We start from the raw sequence: 18,230 nt of genomic DNA on the forward strand, positions 1-18,230 counted from the left end.
CATGCACATCACCCACTACGGGCACGCCTGCGTCCTGGTCGACGTCCCCGGTGCGACCGGGTCCGCGCGCGTGCTGATCGACCCGGGCACCTACTCCCGCGACTTCGAGGACCTGCGTGACCTCGACCTGGTCCTGATCACGCACGCCCACCCCGACCACCTCGACGCGGACCGGCTGCGGGTGCTGCTGGCCGACAACCCGGGCGCCCGGGTCGTCCACGGCCCGGGCGCCGCCACCGCCCTGGCCGAGCACGCCGGGCGCACCCACCTGGCGCACCCGGGTGAGACCCTGACCCTGGCGGGCGTCGAGATCGCGGTGACCGGCGGGGAACACGCCCGCATCCACCCTGACCTCCCGGGCTCGGACAACAACGGCTACCTGCTCGCCGGTTCGCTGTTCCACCCCGGTGACGCCCTCGACCCGCCACCGGCGCCGGTGGACACCCTGCTGGTCCCGGCGGGCGGACCGTGGATGAAGCTCGGCGAGGGCGTCGACTACCTGCGCTCGGTCGCACCGCGCGTGGCCATCCCGATCCACCAGGCCGGTCTGGCCCCGGCGCACCAGCGGATGCACCACCACCTGCTGGGCAGCCTGGCCCCCGCGGGCACCGACGTCGTCGTGCTGGAACACGCCGTCCCGCACGCACCCTGACACGCGGAGGAGCGACGTGGACGACATCAGGAACGCGGTGGTCCAGGCGAGTCGGGTCCTGGCCGCCGCCGGGCTCGGCGACATGGTGTGGGGCCACGCGTCGGTGCGCGACCCCGGGGGGCGGGGCGCGTGGATGAAGGCGTCCGGCTGGGGGTTCGAGGAGGTCGACGCCGAAAAGGTGGTCCTCGTGTCACCGGGGGGCGCCGTCCTGGACGGCACCGGGACCAGGCACCTCGAATCCCCCATCCACACCGAGGTCCTGGCACGGCGCCCCGACGTGGGGAGCGTCGTCCACACGCACGCGCCCGCACTGGCGGCGTTCGCGTCCCTGGACTGCGAACTGCGCCCCATCTCCCACGACGCCGTTCCCTTCACCTGCCCGCAGTTGCCCCGGTTCACCGAGACCGGCGCCCTCATCGCCACCCCCGAGCTGGGCGGGTCGCTCGCCTCCCGGCTCGGCGGTGCCAACGCGATCCTGATCCCGAACCACGGCGCGGTCACCGTCGGCCCGGACGCCGCCACCGCCGTCATGCACGCCGTGCTGCTCGAACGCGCGTGCCGCACCCAGCTCCTCGCCGCCGCCGCGGGCGGCCCGGCGACCTGGTCCGACGACGCCGAAACCCGCTTCAAGCGCGACCAGGTGTGGAACACCACCCAGCTCCACGCCGGGTGGGACTACCTGCTCAGGAAGGTCGACACCTGACCGGTCGCCCACCCCGGCCCGGGGTGCCGTGGCGAACGCCGCTCCGCCGGTGGGGGTGTCAGCCGGTCGGTTCCCCGGCGTCCTCGGTCGGCGGCGCGGGTGCCTGCTCGGCCGTCGCCGGGTCGGGCTCGACCGCCCCCGGGGCCGACTCGGCGGCCACCACCGGTGCCACCGCCGACCCGGTGTGGGCGTCGGCGGGGATGCCCAGCCGTTCGGACAGGTAGGCGGTGGTGAAGACGAGCGCGTCGCCGTCGAGCAGGTGCACCACCGGGCGGTGCCCGGCGGTGGCCGCGACGGTGGCCACCAGGGTGTCGGCGCGGTCGCGGGCGGCGACGAGGCCGCCCTCGACCCGATCACCGGCCTGCCTGCCGTCGCAGGTCACCGTGACTGTCCATCCGTTCTCCGCGGTCGTGTAGTCGGCGTAGATGGGTTGCTGCACGTGACCTCCTCGATCTTCCTGGTCCGCTGCCCACCGGGGAGACAGGCCCGGCGGGCTCCGCTTACGGCGTTCCGACGCGGGTCACGCGGTGAAGACCCGATCGGAGCAACCCCGTGCCGGTGTCCGGGGACCGCCGCCTCATTCGGACGGTGGAACGACACCGGAGTCGAAGGCGTCCCCGGCGGCCGTAGCCGCCCTGTTCGAGGAACGCGATCCCGACGGGGGATTCCGGTACGCCTCCGTTCTCCGAGGGTGGGCGGTCGGACCCTGGTCACTGTACCTAACGACTGTTAGGGTGAGCTGCCGTGGTGGCGGACGGACCTCCGCCTCTCCCGGTGTGCGCACAACCGTGGCTGCGGACGCCGCAGCAACGCTCGGGATGTGCGTGATGAAGGTATGACGGCCTCCATCACCCTGGGCGGGGGCCCTGTTCGTCCTGTGCTGTGCAGAAATCGAGGAGTTCCCATGCAACGACGCATCTTCGCCAAGGCGGGCATCGCCGCCGCCGCGGTCGCGGTCGCGACCGCGGCCCTGGCAGGCCCCCAGGCCTTCGCGGGCGAGGGCCCCGGCGCCGCCGTGGTCGCCTTCGCCGGGCACGCCAAGGGGCCCGCTCCCACCGAGCAGTCCGTGGGCGCGCAGCGGGGTCCGTTCGCGACGGACAAACTGGTCGTCCCGGCCCAGGCGGGCCGCGGGTTCAACAAGGGCACGATCTACTACCCGGACGACACCTCGCAGGGCACCTTCGGCGCGGTCGCGGTCATCCCCGGCTTCCTCGAGGGCGAGTCGGCCATCTCCTGGCTCGGCCCGACGCTGGCCTCGCACGGGTTCGTCGTGCTGACCCTCGCGCCCAACGCCACCACCGACTACCCCGAGCCGCGCAGCGACCAGTTGCTCGCCGCCGTGGACTGGCTCGCCAACCAGTCCCCGGTCAAGGACCGCGTCGACCCCGCCCGCCTCGCCGTCGCGGGCCACTCGATGGGTGGCGGCGGAACCCTCATCGCCGCCTCCAAGAACCCGGCCCTGAAAGCGGCCGTGCCGCTGGCGCCCTGGAACCTGTACTCGGACTTTTCCGACGTCACCGTGCCCACGCTGATCGTCGGTGCGGGCCGGGACTTCATCGCCCCCGCCGTCATGCACGCCACCCCCATGTACAACTCGCTCAAGGCCAAGCAGGACCAGGGCTACCTCAAGCTCAAGAACGCCGACCACTTCACCACCAACCGCTACGACGCCACCGTCACCGCGTACACCGTCTCCTGGCTCAAGCGCTACGTCGACGAGGACACCCGCTACTCGCAGTTCCTCTGCCCCGTCAAGTCCGGTTTCCAACTGACCTGCCCCGTCTGAGCGAACACCCGCGCCGCACGGACCCCACCGGGGTCCGTGCGGCGCGTTCCATCGGCCGACACGATCTCCGCGGGCCTGGATCAGCCGAAGGGGCAGTTGCTGCGGTACTGGGTCACCTTGTCGCCCTTGGGGCCGGGGCAGAGGAAGCGGGTGTAGCGGGTGTCGCCGTCGACGAACCTCTTCATCCAGGACACGGCCAGGGTGCTGACGAGGGGCGTCGACCTGGTGAAGGTGAGGTGGTCGGCCTCGGTGAGTTCGGCGAAGGCCTTGCGGGTCGAATCCGGCAGGCCCTCGTACATGGGGATGGAGAAGTTGTCGACGGGGGCGGTCTTGTCCTTGCCGCCGCCCACGAGCGCGGTCGGGACCCCGACGCCGGACCAGTTGCTCACCACCGACCAGGGGGCCATGGCGAACGCCGCCTTGAGCGAGGGGTTGGAGCGGGCGGCGAAGAGCGCGCCACCACCGCCGAGCGAGTGACCCGCCACGGCGAGCCGGTTGGTGTCGATGCGGCGCCGGACCTCGGCGGGTGCCTGGCGGGTGAGGTGGTCCAGCGCGGCTTGGAGTTGCCTGCCCCGTTCCGGGGCGTTGTCGTCGTTGGCGATGTTGGACATGGCGATGGTCACGAACCCGTGCGTGGCCAGACCCCTTGCGAGCCACCCGATCGACGCCTGGACCGAGCCGCCGCCGGGGCTGACCGCCACGACGCCGAACGTGCCCTGGCTGGTGTCCCTGGGGTAGAAGATCCGCCCGCCACCGAATCCCGGGCCGTCCTCGGCGGAGACATCGCTGTAGGAGACCGAGAACGGCCCGTTTCCGCCCACGCTGTCCGCGGTGGGCGCCGGTCCCCGCTCGTACGGGTTCGCCGCCGCTGCCGTCGTCGGAAGCCCCTCGGTCGCGGAAGCGGTCGAGACGACGCCCGCCACCGAGGTGACGGACAAGATCGCGGCGATCAGGAGAATGCGGATTCTGCTCGTGGTCATGGGATTTCCTCCACCTCGTGGGAGTCCAACCGGGACGGTGAGAGTCTTGGTCGCCGGGCAGTGGAAAAACAAGTGGGTCGGCCCACAATCGAAGACAACTTCCCGAGAACGACCGGTGAAGGCCAATTGTGGATCAAGAATCCCGCGGGCCTGTTTGTTTTCGCGGACGTAGTTCAAATTAGTGCGTAATTATACGTACCAATCGCACGTCAGGCCATGATCCCCGACCGAGCCACGAGCCTGGTGTCCGATCAGGATGGACGCACGGTAGGCGAACAATGATCCACATCCATGTCAATCCGGGACATGGCTGCAACGAAAGAGTGAATTCCGGCCCGTTGCGCCCAGCGCGTACGCGACCGGCGAGCATTGCGGGACGAATGGCGAACGCCGTGGCGCCCGCGCTCGCGCATCCCGACCACCCCGTACCCGCCCGGCCCGGCTGGTGCCTGCCCGCCCCACCGTCGTCCACGACGTCGATCCGCAACCGGTCGCCGGACCAGCGCACCGAGACCTCGGCGCGGGCAGCGGGGCCCGCGTGCTCGACCACGTTCGTCAGTCCCTCCTGGACGATCCGGTACGCGACCAGCGAGAGCCCCGGCTCGACCGGGCTCGGCGGTGGTCGCACGGCGAGCCGGACCTCGAGCCCGCCCGCCCGCACCCGCTCGACGAGCGCGGGCACGTCCGCCAGGCCGGGTTGCGGCGGCGCCAGGTCAGCGGGGACCCCCGGCCCGTCCCGCAGCACCCCGAGCACCCGCCGGATGTCGCCCAGCGCCTGCCGGGCGCAGTCCCCGATCGTGGCCAGCGCGGCCCGCCCGGCTTCGGGCGACGCCACGGCCGCGTACCGCCCCCCGTCCGCCTGCGCGATCACCACCGCGAGCGAGTGGGCGATGGTGTCGTGCATCTCCCTGGCCCGAACGGGGCAGCCGGGACTACGCGGGGCAGGTGGTGTCGGTCGCCGGTCGCACACCGTCGAGCAGGTACCGGTGCACCGCGTCGTCCACGCACGCGCTGCGGTTCTGGTACGCCTGGTGTCGGAACGCGCCCGGTTGGGTGACCATGCGGGACCCGGCCAACGCCCGGTGCATCACCAACTGGCCGGAGTGCGGCGTGATCGGGGTCGCCCGCGTTGCCCACCACGAGCACCGGGACGTCGCTGTGGATCGTCGTGGTCGGCTCGGCGGGGCGGGTCGGCCAGAACGCGCAGGGCGTGATGTTGTGGGCGAGCGGCCCGAACAGCGGGTCGTCCGCCCGGTGCGCCCGGATGTCCCGCAAGTACGTTCCCGGCTCGCGCGACACCTCGCGGTCCCCGCACAGGATCGGCAGGCCGACGCGGTCGGCCGCGGGCCCGGAGCCCGTGAACAGCCCGGTGAGGAGTTCGGCGAACGCGGGCGAGGGCGTGACCGCGGCACCGTCGGCCGCGTCGCGCAGCGTCCGCACCACGTCGGCGGCGGGGGCGTGGAACTCGTCGCCGTCCTCGGCGACCTGGATCAGCATGATGTACGGAACGGTGTGGGCATCCACCCGGAACCCGCCGACCCGCAGCGGGTACCGCCCGGAGACCCGGGCGATGCGGTCGACGGTGGTCAGGACGTCGTCGGCGGTGGCACCGAGCCCGTACGTCGCGTCGTGGTCGGCGGCCCAGGCGGCGAAGTGCTCGAGCGCCGCGGTGGCGGTGGGTCCGTTGTGGACGAACGGGTTCGGCCCGAGCACGGTCGGGTCGGGCGAGCTGTCCAGGACGAACCGGTCGACCCGGTCCGGGAACATCTGGAGGTAGACCGCGCCGAGGTAGGCGCCGTAGGACCCGCTCTCGTAGGAGATCCTCGGCTCACCGAGGACGGCCCTGACCAGGTCCATGTCCCGGGCGGTGTTGCGAGTGGTGGCGTGGGGGAACAGGTTCCGCTGGTCGCCCCGGTCGCAACCGGCCGCCTGCACCCTGGCGAGCTCGACGCTCCGCTCGAACGAGCGCCGGTCCGGGCCCGCGCCGCGGATGAACGTGTCGGATCGCCAGTCGCAGCGCAAGGGCGTGCTGCGCCACGTGAACCGCGGGTCGATGCCTATCACGTCGTAGCGCGCGCGGATGCCGGTGTTGTCGGCGAAGGCCACCGGCTGCCCGATGCCCGAGCCGCCCGGTCCGCCGCCATTGGTGAACAGCGCGCCGCGCCGGCGAACCGGGTCGGCGGCCGGGATGCGGGACACCGCCAGCCTGATCGTCCGCCCACCCGGCCGGCCGTAGTCCAACGGGACCGCGACGTCGCCGCAACGCCCACCCGCGGCGTCCACCAGCGCACCGACCCGGTCGTCCGACCCGTTCTGACAACCGTGCCAGTCGATGACCTGGCGGTCGAACCGAACCAGCCCTTCAGCGGCCGATGCCGTGCCCGCCTGCACGGCGCAGGCCAGGATGCCGACGGCCGCGCCGAACGCGACCAGCGAACCCGTCCTGTGCTTGGAAGTGGTCAACATGCTCGGAGCTTCCCGCATCGCCGTGCGGTGGCGCCTCCGCCGCCGGACCGATCCTGCCTCTGCCCCAGGGCAGACCGGCCCGCCGCGGTCGTCCGCCACGCGCCAGCGACTCTGCGCGATGCGCTAGGAGGCGAGGAAGACGCCGACCTGCATGCGGGTGACCAGGCTGTCCGGCGCGCCGTTGGCGACGACCCGACCCATGGGCGCGGTGGGCAGACCTGCGGACAACGCCGCCGCCGAGAGCCCCACCGCCTCCTGCAAACGCGAGACGTTCCGCTGTTCGTGGCGGGAGCCGGACTCGTTCGGATAGGCACCGGCGGCGGCAATTCGACCCACAAGCGCTCGAAGTCCCTCTCCGAGCCTGCCTCCAAGTCGCCCCAGGCGTCGTCAGAGTTGCTGGTCCCCGCGTGGGCTGGGTGCGGGATGCCGCAGGGCTTCCTCGATGCTGCTCACCGCGGGCAGCGAGGTGCCGAGCACGCCGGTCAGGTCCAAAGCGCGGCGCACGGCCTGGCCCTCGTCCAGGCAGAGCAGCAGTTCGACGCCGCGCAGGCTGCAGCTGGCACTGAGCAGCATCAGCGCTGAGATGCCGACCGAGGACAAGAACGCCACGGCCCGCAGGTCCACAACGAGCAATGCCGCCCCGGCGCGCACCGCCGCCACCGCTGCGCGCTCCCACTGCGTCCGGACCCCGTCGGCAGTGCTCATGTCCACATCGCAGGTGGTGGTCACCACCACCGCTCTGCCATCGGCCACCACCTCGAAGGTGTTCTCGCCCGACTCCCGCGCCTCATCCATGGCACCAAGTCAAACACCCGGAAAGCCTACGCGCTGGGCGACCAGAGGGCGCGTCGTGCGCGTTCGACGGTGGCCGGGGTCGACCTGCTTGTCGAAGCGGTCCAGTGCGGCTTGTTGGCTGGTGCGGTGCGGGCTGCGCGGTCTTCGGTGTTCTGCCGTGAGGTGTGCGCGGCGATCTGGGATTGCAGAGTGCATTGCGCTGGTGTCATTGAATCCACGGTCCCAGCACACTGCCTTCGTGGCAACGGTTCGCGAAGCCGCGTGTCAGCAGACCCGGGCGTGCGGTCGAACTCGGCGACCGCTGAAGGCGTCTTGCACCCAGCGAAGGTCAAGTGCAGGGCCATCGCCTCGGCGGGGTAATGCGGGTGGGGCCAGTCCCCGGCTGTGAGGTCGGCGGCGAGGTCGCCGCAGGCATGTCGCCTTGGTGTTCGAGGCGGTGTGCAGGGCGGCGGCGGTGCGCGGGGTGACTTGCAATCCGGAGCAACGGTCTCGCGATCGGTGCCACCGGTCGCGGATGCCGAGTCGTTGTGACTCGTGTCGCATCCGCGATTGTTGGCTCGAGATGGCAGAAGACTGGCTTCCCAACCCGAGATGTCGAAAGTAGGACCATGGAGACCGTTCACCTGCTGGCCGTGCGGTCGGATTCCTCGACGGTTCCGATCTTGTTGGAGGTCTTCGACGGCAACGAGACGGAGTTGAGGATGAGGCTGCCGAGCGGAAGTTGGCAGTCCTTTTCCGAGCCCAACCTGCCCGTGCCCGATGCGGGTGACATGACGTAGAGGAGCAGGATTGCGGGCGCGGGTGGACCGGGCGGTGTCGGCGTTCGACACCGGCTCGACGCGCCCGGGGACCCGGGGTGGGGTGTGGGCGGGGTGGTGCGGCCCGGTGTGGCGGGCGGTGCTCCGATCCGTTGACGGCGACCATGGTCGCCGCGTTGGCCGACGATCGGCGGGTCAGCGGTTTTGCGATCGCGTGTTGAACCGCGGTCGATCCGAGGACGGGCGCTCACTGGTAGGAGATCATGAGAGGGGTGGGTTCGTACGCCATCGTCTGCTCGGGGGAGAGCAACGGCTGGTCCTCGTCGTAGAAGTTCTTCCAGCCCATGGCCACTCCCTCGGGGCGGGCTCGCACGACCAAGCGCCAGGTGGCGCTCTTCTGCCCGGTGCTGCCCTGGCCGTCCATGTGGATCACCATGGCCAGTTCGTCGTGCCCGGTGTCCAGGTCGGCCTCGTCGCGGATCATCGACAGGCGGAACTGGTGCAGCACGAACAGCTTCTGGGGCAGGCCGTGCGCGGCTGTGAGGTCGGCGAGCCACGCGGTGGTCCGGTTGACCTCCTCGGCGTCCACGCCGCCGATCTGCTCCAGCGGGAGCTGGTCCGGGCCGAGCTTCCACTCCGGGTCCACCGCGAGGCCGACGTGCGGCAGGCGCAGCAGCGGTTCGTAGCGCCGGGCCTGCGCCACCAGGTCCGCGCGCCCGGGTTGCAGGTCGAGCAGGACGTAGAGCCCCGCTTCGCCCGCCCGCTCGACCCAGGGGCGCAGCTTCTCGACCCCAGATTCCCCCGAGTAGTCGCCGTCGGCTCCGGGGGAGCCCTGGGCCACGGTGGCGATGATCTCGAACGCGGGCACCACGGGCACGTCGCTGAGCGGTGCGTAGTCCGCGGCCAGCTCCTTGACCCGGTCGATGGCGCGTTCGACGCCCTGTTCGCCGAGCGCGCCCAGCGCGGGGGAGCCGGGGTGGCCGTAGAGGCAGACGAGTCGGCGGCCGGGGAGCAGCACCTGACCGCCACCGGGGAGTTGGTCGGCGCGGGTGGCGGTGTCGAGCCGGGCGCGCAACCTCGACGCGGGCCCGAAACCACCACCGAGGGCCAGCACGGTCGTCGGCGGGTGGGCTCGCAGGGCCGCGATGGTGTCCGGGTCGGCGCGCGGATCGGTGCCCCGCACGGTGACGACGCGGGCTCCCGCCGCGCGGGCGGTGGTGGCCGCGGCGGTGTCGGTGCGGGTGGTGTCGGTGTGGGTGGTGTCGACGAGCACGGTGAGGTCGACCGGTTGCGGGCGCTTCGTCACCGGGAGGTCGTCGGGCAGGTCGGTGGGCTGTTCCGCCCCGCCTGCGCCCGGGGCCACGGTCAGGACCGGGGCGGGCCCGACGCGTTCGAGTGCCGCGCGCAGCCCGTCGGTCCCGACGGCGAGCACGGTGTCCGGTGCGAGCCTGGCCAGTTCACGCCCGAGGGGGGCGTCGGGTGGATTCGCGGCGGCGCGCGGGAAGACCAGCATCGGCACGCCGAGCCGTTCAGCGACCGCGCTCGCGGTCATCGCCCCCGCGGCGTCGCCCTCGGTGGACACGACGACGACCGGGGAACGGCGGAAGAGCGCGGCGCTGACCGCGATCGCCGCACCCGGACCCGCGGCGACGTCGAGCACGGTGGTCGGCGCCGCGGGCACGACCACCGTGGCCGCGGTCCCCGCCCCGACGTCACCGGGGTGCGTGGTGCAGCCCGCGAGGAGCACGATCGGTGCCGCGACGGCAACGCACAACCTGAACCCGGCTGATCGCACAGCACTTCCTCTTCCGCAGGTGGCCCGGACGCGCGGTGCCGGTTCCTCGGCACCGGGGGAGTGTAGGCCGGTCCGCGGCCCCGGCCCGCACTCCGCGCTCACGGCCGGGGTGCGACCGCCTGGTCGCCGGTCGACTCGGGGCTCCCCTCCGCGGCGGGCGTCCGGGCCGGTTCGGTGTGCTGGAGCCTGCGCTCGGCGCGGAGCGCGGACGCGTGCTCGCGGGTGAACTGCCGGTGGATCGCCACGCACATCGCGATCATCACGGCGCTGAACGGCAGCGCGATGGCGATCGACACACCCTGCAGGGCGCCCAACCCACCCGCGAACAGCAGGGCGATGGCCACGACCCCCTCGGCGGCACCCCAGAAGACCCGGCTCCAGGTGGGCGGCTCGACGTTGCCGCCCGAGGCGAGCATGTCCACCACGAGGGAGCCGGAGTCCGACGAGGTGACGAAGAACAGCACCACCAGGACGATGGCGAAGCCGACCACGACGGCACCACCGGGCAGGGAGCCCAGCAGGCCGAACAGGGCGCCGTTCGTGTCCACGGTGGACGCCCCGGTCGCGTCCGCGCCCACCAGGTCGCCGCCGCCGAAGAGCTGCCTGAACAGGCCCGCGCCGCCGAACACCGAGAACCAGAAGAAGCTCAGCAGCGTGGGGACGAGCAGCACACCCGCGACGAACTCCCGCACAGTGCGGCCCCGGGAGATCCGGGCGATGAAAACGCCGACGAACGGCGCCCAGGACATCCACCAACCCCAGTAGAACGCCGTCCAGTAGCCCTGCCACTCCTGGCCCTCGGCCCCTTGGTAGGCCGTGGTGTTGAAGCTCATGCGCACGAAGTTCTGCACGTACAGCCCCGAGGACTGGATGAACTCGCGCAGGATGAACAGGGTCGGCCCGGTGACCAGGACGAAGACCAGCAGCGCCGCGGCGAGCCCCATGTTGGCGTTCGACAGCCACTTGATGCCCCGCTTCACCCCGGTCACCACCGAGGTGATGGCGATCAGCGTGATCGCCCCGATGAGCACGACCTTGGTCAGGTTCCCCGGGTCGCGCACGACGCCGATGAAGTCCAGCCCGGCCGCGATCTGCGCCACGCCCAGCCCGAGCGAGGTCGCCACGCCGAACAGCGTCCCGACGACCGCGACCACGTCGACCGCGTCGCCGATCCAGCCGTTGACCCGGCGGCCGAGCAGCGGTTCGAGCGCCCAGCGGATCGACACCGGCCGCTTCCCGCGGTGCACCGCGTAGGCGATGGCCAGGCCGACGACCACGTAGATCGCCCACGGGTGCAGCCCCCAGTGCAGGAAGGTCTGCACCAGGGCGCCCTGCGCGCCCACCTCGTCGGCCGCGGCGATGCCCGAGGCCCGGTTGGGGATGCCCGCGAAGTGGTTCAGCGGCTCGGCGACACCCCAGAACACCAGGCCGATGCCCATGCCCGCGGCGAACAGCATGGCGAACCAGGACCACCGGCTGAACTCCGGCTCGTCACCGTCGTCACCGAGCCGGATGCCGCCGAAGCGCCCGACCCCCAGCCACACGGCGAACACCACGAACGCGCTGACCAGGAGCGTGTAGTACCAGCCGAAGGTGCCGACGATCCACGAGGAGACACCGCCCACCGCGGACTCGACCGCCGCGGGCGAGGCGACGGTCACCACGACGAAAGCGAGGACGATGCCCGCGGCGGGCCAGAACACCCTGCCGTGGACGCCCTTCCCGGGCACCTCGACTTCCGGTTGCGGTGACCGGCCTGCTGTGCTGTCCGGCACTGTGGCTCCTCCCGTGGGGCCTTGATCGGGCGTCCGGGTGACGCACCGGAGTCGCGGACCGCCTGCCCGGGCGGATCGGCCCGGGCCATCCCCAGCGGCGGTGGAGCAGCCTGCTCCACGCCTCCGCGGAGCGCTCGGGTCGCACGTGCCACCGGGCGCGGAGCGCGCCGCGGTCCGTGACCACGCGGATTCTCCACTTCCGACATGAGGATCGCCCGACTGTCTCTTTGCGATCCCATGACGACCTCCGAGTCCCGCGGCGCCGCCGCCGCGTGTGGGCGCACCGGCAGACCCGCGGATCGACATCCGATCGCAAAGAACCCGTCCGGCCATCGTCAGGCGCGGCGGGCGATCATCCCCGGGTGACCGTCACCGTGGGTTCGACACCGGCCGGTGGGGTGCCGAAAGTGGTCCTCGTCCGCCGAATCCTGCTCGGGTTCCGGGCGGACCACCCCGTCCTGGTGGTCGCTCCCGGCGCTCTCGACGACGTCGTGGAGAGCGATCGGGGTGCGGCCGGGCACTGGCTCGTGCTCTCCCCGGACGAGCCGGTGCTCGGTCTGCTGGCCGCCCACCACGGCCGGATGCTGGTCCTGCGCGCCGAACCGCTGCGCCACCGCTTGGCGGCGTTGGCCCGGGGCGGTCCGGTGGACGTCGTGGCGGCGGCCGACAACGCGTTCGCCCGGATGCGGCAGCGGGTGGCGGGCCACGTCCTGCGCCTGCACACCGCGCACGACCCGCACTTGGCGGCGGTGGCCCGGCGGTGGCAGCAGGCGGCGCCACCGGCGTGACGGCGGGTCCACGCACCCGGGACCGACCCGCGACGACTTTGCGATCCCTTGTCCGTCGTGCGACTTCGGCGGTGGCGACCCGCCGGGTGGGCGATCCTGTGGTCGCCGCGATCGACAGGAGGACTCGTGCCCCGCCACACCGACAGCCGCCACACCGACAGCCGCCACACCGACAGCCGCCACACCGACAGCCGCCACACCGACAGCCGCCACACCGGCAGCACAGCACCGTTCGGCGCACCGGACCCGTGGAGCCTGTTCGCCGTCATCCCGCTCGTGGCGGGAGCGGTGCTCGCCGAGGCGATGTCCGCGCCGCGCGGTGCCGCGGTCCTGGGCTGTGCGGCCGTCGTGCTGGTCGCGGTCGACTGCCGGGCGAACCGGCCCGCCCGATCGCGCGCGGCTCACCAGCTCCGCAGTCGCCCGCCCACGCCGCTCGCGGCCACGATCGTCCCGAGGGCGACGTCGAGGCAGGTGGCGAGGGTCGACTCCGTGCCGAACCCGAAGTCGAGCAGCAGCGGCGCGAGCAGCAGCCACAGCCCCACCAGCGCCCGCCCGGCGTCGCAGGTGGACCTGGCCACCCACCCCGCGCCACCGGCGGCCCCCAGCGCGAGCAGGGCGGCGCCCGCGACGGCGTCGCCCACCGCGGCGTCCAGCCCGCGGCGGACCCCGTAGTCGGCCACGGTGGCGAAGACGAGGAGCCAGCAGCCGACGACGACCGTGGCGCCGTCCACCGCGGGCGCCGCCCGGCGGCGGCGCCCGGGTGGGCGCCTCGACACCGGGGCCTTGGGGGTAGCCATGGCCACCAGCGTGCCGCCTGTCTGTTGAGACGGGGACGACGGGCTCTTTGCGGTTGGGTGACGACCTCACCCCGGGACGGACGGTCGGGTTCCCCGTGGGGCAGCATGGGCCGCGTGGGCACGCGAATGTTGATCGTCGAGGACGACGACCGGGTCAGGACCTCGCTGCGGCTGGCCCTGGAGGACGAGGGCTACGCGGTGGACGAGGCCGCCAGCGGCGAGGCCGCGGTGGAGGCGCTGGCGCGGCACGGCGAACCGGACCTGATGATGGTCGACCTGATGCTCGGCGGGATGGACGGCTTCACCTGCATCCGCACCGTGCGGTTGCACAGCAACGTGCCGATCATCGTGGTCAGCGCCAAGGTCGACACCCACGACGTGGTGGCCGCGCTGGAGGCGGGGGCGGACGACTACGTCACCAAGCCGTTCGAGATCAAGGAGATCACCGCCCGGCTGCGGGCCCTGCGCCGCCGGGCCACCGTGGCCGCGCCCGCCGACACCGCACCGCAGGAGCAGGTGCTGCAATCCGGTGAGCGGCCCCTGGTGCTCTCGGCGGGGGCGGGCACCGTGCGGCGCGGCGACGAGGAGATCCACCTGACCCTCACCGAGTTCCGGCTGCTGTGCGAGCTGGCCGAGAACCCCGGGCGGGTGCTGAGCCGGACCGCGCTGCTGGACCGGGTCTGGGACCGGGGCTACTTCGGCGACGAGCGCATCGTCGACGTCCACGTGCGGCGGTTGCGCACCAAGATCGAGCGGGACCCGTCCGCGCCCGCCGTCGTCATCACCGTCCGGGGTCTGGGCTACCGGCTCGATGTCGCCTGACGCGCGGGTCGGGCGCGGCAGCCGGGCACCCGGCCTGCGCGGTCGGGTGATGCTGTCCTTCGCGGCGGGCGCGGCCATCGTGTCGCTGGTGCTGACCGTGTCGGTGTTCACCATCTCCCGCGGGTACCTGCTGGGGCAGCGGGAGCGGTCGGCCCAGCGGCTGGCCGACGCCGACGCCGACTTCGTCGCCAGCAGGCTCGCCGTCCCCGGGATGACCCCCGCCGCGGCGTTGTCCGCCGTGGACCCGCCCGCGGACACGATCCTGCTGCTGGACTGGCGTGGCGGGTGGACCAGCAGCGACCCCGCGGTGCCCGCGCGGGCGCCGTCCGAGCACCTCGCCGAGTCGCCGCGCGAGGGTGCCCCGACCCGGCCCACGACGATCCGGAACCAGCCCTACCTGGTCACCGCGATGCCGCTCGACGGCGGCACCCTCTACGAGTTCGCCCCGATCGTGGAGTTGCGGGACACGCTCCGGGTGCTGCGCACCGTCCTGGTCATCAGCGGGCTGGCGGCCACCCTGGGCGGCGCGCTGCTGGGCCTGTGGGCGAGCGGGCGGGTGCTGCGGCCGCTGCGCTCGCTGGCGGGCACCGCGGCGAGCATCGCGGGCGGCAACCTCGACAGCAGGCTCCCCGAGCAGGGCGACCGCGACCTGCGCCCGATCCTGTCCTCGTTCAACACCATGGTCGACTCGCTGCAACGCCGCATCGAACGGGAGCGGCGGTTCGTCGGCGACGTCACCCACGAACTGCGCACCCCGCTCACCACCCTGGTCACCAGCGTCGGGTTGCTCGGCAAGCACGCCGAGGAGATGCCCGAGCGCCCCCGCACCGCGCTGCGGCTGGTGGAGGGTGAACTGGCCCACCTGCGCGGCATGGTCGAGGACCTGCTCACCCTCGCCCGCACCGAGGCGGGGCTGCACCACGACGACGAGGCACCGGTGTCCACCCGCGACCTGCTCGCCCACGTCCTCGGCGAACGCGCGGCACCCGTTCTCGACGCCGACGGCGACGGCCGGGTGCGCGGGCACAAACTGGCGCTGATCCGCGCGTTCACCAACCTCGTCGACAACGCCGAGCAGCACGGTGGCGGGGTTACCGGGGTCGAGCTGAGCACGTCGGCGGACTCGGTGGTCGTGGCGGTGGACGACGCGGGGCCCGGGGTGCCCGAGGGCGAGCGGGAGCGGATCTTCGAGCGGTTCGCCACCGGCCGGGCGGCCCGCGGTTCCACGTCGGGCAACGGGCTGGGCCTGGCACTGGTCGCCGAGGCGGTCCGCGCCAACGGCGGCACCGTCGAGTGCGTGACCGCCCCCGGCGGCGGGGCCCGGTTCGTCGTGCGCCTCCCCCGCGACCACGGGGAGGGCGACGGGGCGGTCGCGGCAAGCGCGGCGGAGCCTCAGACCTGAGGGTGCGGGGCGAACCGGACCTCGCCTCCGGAGTCCTGCCCGGCGGTGAGGACCTCGTCGGCCGCGTAGCCCGCCGCGCCGCGTTCGAGGTAGACCTCGGTGCCGTCGTCCGCGGACACGACGTCGGCGGTAGGAGCGTCGGACGGCGGCGTGACCGGGCGGTACAAGACCCACTGGACACCGCAACCCGTTGGTGAACAACGTCATGCGGTCGTACCGCCGCGCCACCGGGACCGACACCCGGTCTCAACGCGATCGTCGGGCAGCGGTCATGCCACGCCGCCCGCGGGCGGCGCAGAATGGCACTTCGCGACCGGCGAGGAGAACGGTGACCCGTTACCGACAGCACTGCCCCGTGGCCGCCGCGGCGGAGGTGCTCAACGATTCCTGGACCCTGCTCATCCTGCGGGACCTGGCCGAGGGCCGGGCAAGCCGATCGGACCTCGCGGCGGGCCTGCCGGGAATCACCCCGGCCCTGCTGACCAAGCGTCTCGGCGAGCTGACCAAAGCGGGGCTGGTGGTGAAGGCCGCGGCGCGCGGCGGCAGCCGCTTCGCGCTCACCGAGGCCGGTCGGGACCTGGTGCCGGTGATCGACCGGCTGGGCCGCTGGGCCAACCGACACCTGCCCCCGCCCCGGGTGTCCGACCTCGACCCCGGGCTGCTCGCGCGCGACCTGTGCCGCGGGGTGGACACCGCCGCGCTGCCCGCGCTGCCCCTGGTCGTGCACATCCGCTTCACCGAGAGCGCCGCGCCGCCGCGGTGGTGGCTGATGCTCTCGCGTGACGGGGCCGCCGCGACCCAGGTCGACCCCGGGCTGCCCGCCGCGGTGCGCATCGACTGCGCCATCGGCGCCCTGGCCGGTGTGTGGCTCGGGCACAGGACCTGGGGCGAGGCCGTGCGCGACCAGGCGATCCGGCTCACCGGCACCCGGGAGGCGGTGCGCGCGGTGATCGGCTGCCTGGGCGTCAGCAGGTACGCCTCCCGGGACGCGCCCCCGGTTCGCACCGGCTGAGCGGACCCGGGCGCGTCATCCGATCGACATGCCGCCGACCGGGGGGCCTCAACGTCGCACGACCACCCTGGTGGACATGCTCAGGGCCAAGACCGGTGCACACACCCCCGCAGTGTTCGCCACGGAGGCCGTCGTGCTGTCTCCCAGCGCGGGCAGCACACCGCCCGCGGTCGCCGTGTGGCCGCTGTTCGTCTTCATCGTTCCCGACCACCAGCTCCGCGCCGCGCGGGGCGGACCTGAGCTGCTCTCGCTGCTGCGCAGCACCGACCCCGTCCGGCTGCTGGACAAGCCCGCCCGCTGGTCGGTGCTGTCGGAATCGGGCCCACTGCTGCGCCTGGAGCTGGAGGCCACCGCCCCGGCACCACTGGAGCTGGGCGTCGGGGTGGCCGCGGCGGCGTTGGGCGCCAAGACCAGCCTGCTCGCCACCGGGGCGACCATCGGCGTCACCACGTCGAGCCGAGCCGCCCGCCTCGGTTCCGTCGTGGGCGTGGGCGACGCGCTGCGGCTGCTCGTGCTCGCCCAGTGCGAACCGGCGCCCGAGCTGCACGCGACCGCGCAGGCGAGCCCGATCCAGGTGGGACACCGGGGCCCGGTCGCCGCAGGATCGCGAAGCGGCCGCCGGTACCACCCCCGGTGGTGATCACCCGGCACGAGCGGCACCGCGCTCGACGGCCTCGTCCTCGTCGTGCTCACCGCGGCAGTCAGCACGGGGTCGTTGGACCATCCCGCTTTTCGCCATCCGCTCGCGCAGGCTGCGGGGTCGCATGTCGGTCCAGACCTCCTCGATGTGCTCGAGGCACTGAGCCTTGCTGCCCTCGGTGCCGTCCGCCTGCCACCCGGCCGGGATGTCCCGGCCGACCGGCCAGATCGAGTACTGCTCCTCGTGGTTGACCACGACGCGGTACACCTGCGTGTCGTCCTGCTCCTCGGCCATGTGCGCTCCCAGTCCGGTGGTCGGTCCGCGCGGAACCCGGGCCGTTGCCCGGGTTCCGCGCCCGGATAGCGTCGCGCCGGAGGCGATACCTGACCTATATCGGTCCTATGGACGCGCGGAACGGGCCTGGAGGAGTTCCAGACCCGTTTCGGTGAAGCGGTTGTGCGACCGGCCCGGCGGCAGGGGGTGGGGCCGCCGGACCGGTCGCGGGACCTCGGCTACCGGGCCGAGGGGGATGGGAATCGCCTGCGCTCGGCCCTGCGGCGTGCGCTGGCCGCCGACGTCGCGGCGACGCCACGGCGGGAACGGCCGGGCAGCCACCAGGCGCGTTCGCCGAGGAGGGCGAGGGCGGCGGGGAGCAGGACGCCGCGGACCACGGTGGCGTCGATCTGGTAGGGGCCGATGCCGGACCTGGGCGGTTGACGGCGAAGAACCCGAACGCGAGCTACATGCCCGGCGGGCACATCTCCAACGGCAGCAAGCCCGGTTTCAAGTCGCAGTATATTTCCACGACGAACGACATGGGCGTTCTGAAGAAGTGGAACCAAGGCAGGGCGGTGGAGATCGACCTCGACAAGTTCGGCGGTTGGGTTGTTGACGCCTCGACGCAGGCGGCCCGTGACCGCGCGGGCATCCGGGGCGCCACCGCGAACCGACTGGCGGAGAACTCGAAAGAGGTCCTGCTCGAGGGGTTCATCCCGCCGGGAGCGATCAGGTGGCTGGGAAAGGTCTGAGTGGGATGACCGGTATGGCGGATCGGCTGAT

The 18,230-nt window shown here is 72.7% G+C and carries 20 protein-coding genes and 2 pseudogenes; 10 read left to right on the plus strand and 12 right to left on the minus strand.

The window, feature by feature from the left end:
• The first annotated feature begins 1 nt into the window (after position 1).
• Positions 2-652: an MBL fold metallo-hydrolase gene (locus UO65_RS24160; protein ID WP_035286611.1), complete on the plus strand. Its 651-nt coding sequence runs from the start codon at positions 2-4 to the stop codon at positions 650-652.
• Positions 653-668: 16 nt separating this feature from the next.
• Positions 669-1,355, plus strand: a complete 687-nt coding sequence (locus tag UO65_RS24165) for a class II aldolase/adducin family protein (RefSeq protein ID WP_035286613.1) — start codon at positions 669-671, stop codon at positions 1,353-1,355.
• 58 nt (positions 1,356-1,413) lie between these two features.
• On the opposite strand, the gene UO65_RS33605 is transcribed toward UO65_RS24165, so the two are convergent.
• On the minus strand, positions 1,414-1,794 hold the full coding sequence (locus UO65_RS33605) for a hypothetical protein (RefSeq protein WP_052021712.1): 381 nt from the start codon (positions 1,792-1,794) through the stop codon (positions 1,414-1,416).
• A 465-nt stretch (positions 1,795-2,259) separates the two neighbouring features.
• Here UO65_RS33605 and UO65_RS24175 point away from each other — a divergent pair, with 465 nt between their 5' ends.
• The gene (locus tag UO65_RS24175) at positions 2,260-3,141 is read left to right on the plus strand and encodes an alpha/beta hydrolase family protein (RefSeq protein WP_035286615.1); all 882 of its coding nucleotides are present in this window, start codon (positions 2,260-2,262) and stop codon (positions 3,139-3,141) included.
• An 80-nt stretch (positions 3,142-3,221) separates the two neighbouring features.
• Here the strand turns inward: UO65_RS24175 and UO65_RS24180 are convergent, their stop codons facing one another.
• The 6 genes and pseudogenes from UO65_RS24180 to UO65_RS24195 all read right to left on the minus strand — a co-directional run bounded on the left by UO65_RS24180 (position 3,222) and on the right by UO65_RS24195 (position 7,382).
• Positions 3,222-4,121: an alpha/beta hydrolase family protein gene (locus UO65_RS24180; protein ID WP_035286617.1), complete on the minus strand. Its 900-nt coding sequence runs from the start codon at positions 4,119-4,121 to the stop codon at positions 3,222-3,224.
• Positions 4,122-4,299: 178 nt separating this feature from the next.
• Positions 4,300-5,025 (minus strand): sensor histidine kinase, encoded by a 726-nt coding sequence (locus tag UO65_RS33610; RefSeq protein WP_052021713.1) that lies wholly within the window; start codon positions 5,023-5,025, stop codon positions 4,300-4,302.
• Positions 5,026-5,053: 28 nt separating this feature from the next.
• On the minus strand, positions 5,054-5,209 hold the full coding sequence (locus tag UO65_RS39045) for an alpha/beta hydrolase (protein ID WP_411431371.1): 156 nt from the start codon (positions 5,207-5,209) through the stop codon (positions 5,054-5,056).
• A gap of 673 nt (positions 5,210-5,882) precedes the next feature.
• Positions 5,883-6,605 (minus strand): annotated as a pseudogene (locus UO65_RS39050) (alpha/beta hydrolase); the annotation flags it as partial.
• 105 nt (positions 6,606-6,710) lie between these two features.
• A complete protein-coding gene (locus UO65_RS36965) occupies positions 6,711-6,848 on the minus strand; it encodes a hypothetical protein (RefSeq protein WP_161784508.1) in 138 nt (45 codons plus the stop codon).
• 126 nt (positions 6,849-6,974) lie between these two features.
• Positions 6,975-7,382 carry an STAS domain-containing protein gene (locus UO65_RS24195; protein WP_035286618.1) on the minus strand — a complete coding sequence of 136 codons (408 nt, stop codon included), beginning with the start codon at positions 7,380-7,382 and terminating at the stop codon, positions 6,975-6,977.
• 608 nt (positions 7,383-7,990) lie between these two features.
• Between UO65_RS24195 and UO65_RS36970 the strand changes: the two genes are divergently transcribed.
• Positions 7,991-8,161 carry a hypothetical protein gene (locus UO65_RS36970; protein ID WP_161784509.1) on the plus strand — a complete coding sequence of 57 codons (171 nt, stop codon included), beginning with the start codon at positions 7,991-7,993 and terminating at the stop codon, positions 8,159-8,161.
• A 226-nt stretch (positions 8,162-8,387) separates the two neighbouring features.
• On the opposite strand, the gene UO65_RS24200 is transcribed toward UO65_RS36970, so the two are convergent.
• Entirely contained in the window at positions 8,388-9,935 is a 1,548-nt protein-coding gene (locus tag UO65_RS24200; RefSeq protein WP_035286620.1) for a hypothetical protein, read from the minus strand.
• 98 nt (positions 9,936-10,033) lie between these two features.
• Positions 10,034-11,665 carry a BCCT family transporter gene (locus UO65_RS24205; protein WP_233427818.1) on the minus strand — a complete coding sequence of 544 codons (1,632 nt, stop codon included), beginning with the start codon at positions 11,663-11,665 and terminating at the stop codon, positions 10,034-10,036.
• A 407-nt stretch (positions 11,666-12,072) separates the two neighbouring features.
• Between UO65_RS24205 and UO65_RS24210 the strand changes: the two genes are divergently transcribed.
• Positions 12,073-12,498, plus strand: a complete 426-nt coding sequence (locus UO65_RS24210) for a hypothetical protein (RefSeq protein ID WP_035286622.1) — start codon at positions 12,073-12,075, stop codon at positions 12,496-12,498.
• 401 nt (positions 12,499-12,899) lie between these two features.
• Here the strand turns inward: UO65_RS24210 and UO65_RS24215 are convergent, their stop codons facing one another.
• Positions 12,900-13,295, minus strand: coding sequence for a hypothetical protein (locus UO65_RS24215; RefSeq protein ID WP_152552239.1), 396 nt, complete (start codon positions 13,293-13,295; stop codon positions 12,900-12,902).
• 105 nt (positions 13,296-13,400) lie between these two features.
• Here UO65_RS24215 and UO65_RS24220 point away from each other — a divergent pair, with 105 nt between their 5' ends.
• Complete coding sequence (locus tag UO65_RS24220; protein WP_035286626.1) at positions 13,401-14,117, plus strand: response regulator transcription factor; 717 nt, start codon at positions 13,401-13,403, stop codon at positions 14,115-14,117.
• Positions 14,107-15,519 (plus strand): sensor histidine kinase, encoded by a 1,413-nt coding sequence (locus tag UO65_RS24225; protein ID WP_052021715.1) that lies wholly within the window; start codon positions 14,107-14,109, stop codon positions 15,517-15,519. The genes UO65_RS24220 and UO65_RS24225 overlap by 11 nt, the downstream gene beginning before the upstream one ends.
• On the opposite strand, the gene UO65_RS38730 is transcribed toward UO65_RS24225, so the two are convergent.
• Positions 15,510-15,638, minus strand: a complete 129-nt coding sequence (locus UO65_RS38730) for a hypothetical protein (protein ID WP_267880612.1) — start codon at positions 15,636-15,638, stop codon at positions 15,510-15,512. The two genes, UO65_RS24225 and UO65_RS38730, sit on opposite strands and share 10 nt — an antisense overlap.
• Before the next feature lie 209 nt (positions 15,639-15,847).
• On the opposite strand from UO65_RS38730, the gene UO65_RS24230 reads away from it, so the two are divergent.
• Positions 15,848-16,531: a winged helix-turn-helix transcriptional regulator gene (locus UO65_RS24230; RefSeq protein ID WP_035286628.1), complete on the plus strand. Its 684-nt coding sequence runs from the start codon at positions 15,848-15,850 to the stop codon at positions 16,529-16,531.
• Positions 16,532-16,664: 133 nt separating this feature from the next.
• Entirely contained in the window at positions 16,665-17,171 is a 507-nt protein-coding gene (locus UO65_RS24235; RefSeq protein ID WP_152552240.1) for a hypothetical protein, read from the plus strand.
• A gap of 93 nt (positions 17,172-17,264) precedes the next feature.
• Here the strand turns inward: UO65_RS24235 and UO65_RS24240 are convergent.
• A pseudogene (locus tag UO65_RS24240) lies at positions 17,265-17,465 on the minus strand (MbtH family protein); the annotation flags it as partial.
• 419 nt (positions 17,466-17,884) lie between these two features.
• Here UO65_RS24240 and UO65_RS24245 point away from each other — a divergent pair.
• Entirely contained in the window at positions 17,885-18,199 is a 315-nt protein-coding gene (locus tag UO65_RS24245; RefSeq protein ID WP_035286632.1) for a hypothetical protein, read from the plus strand.
• Positions 18,200-18,230 lie beyond the last annotated feature (31 nt).

Origin of the sequence: Actinokineospora spheciospongiae (genome assembly GCF_000564855.1) — a bacterium.
Classification (GTDB): Bacteria; Actinomycetota; Actinomycetes; order Mycobacteriales; family Pseudonocardiaceae; genus Actinokineospora; species Actinokineospora spheciospongiae.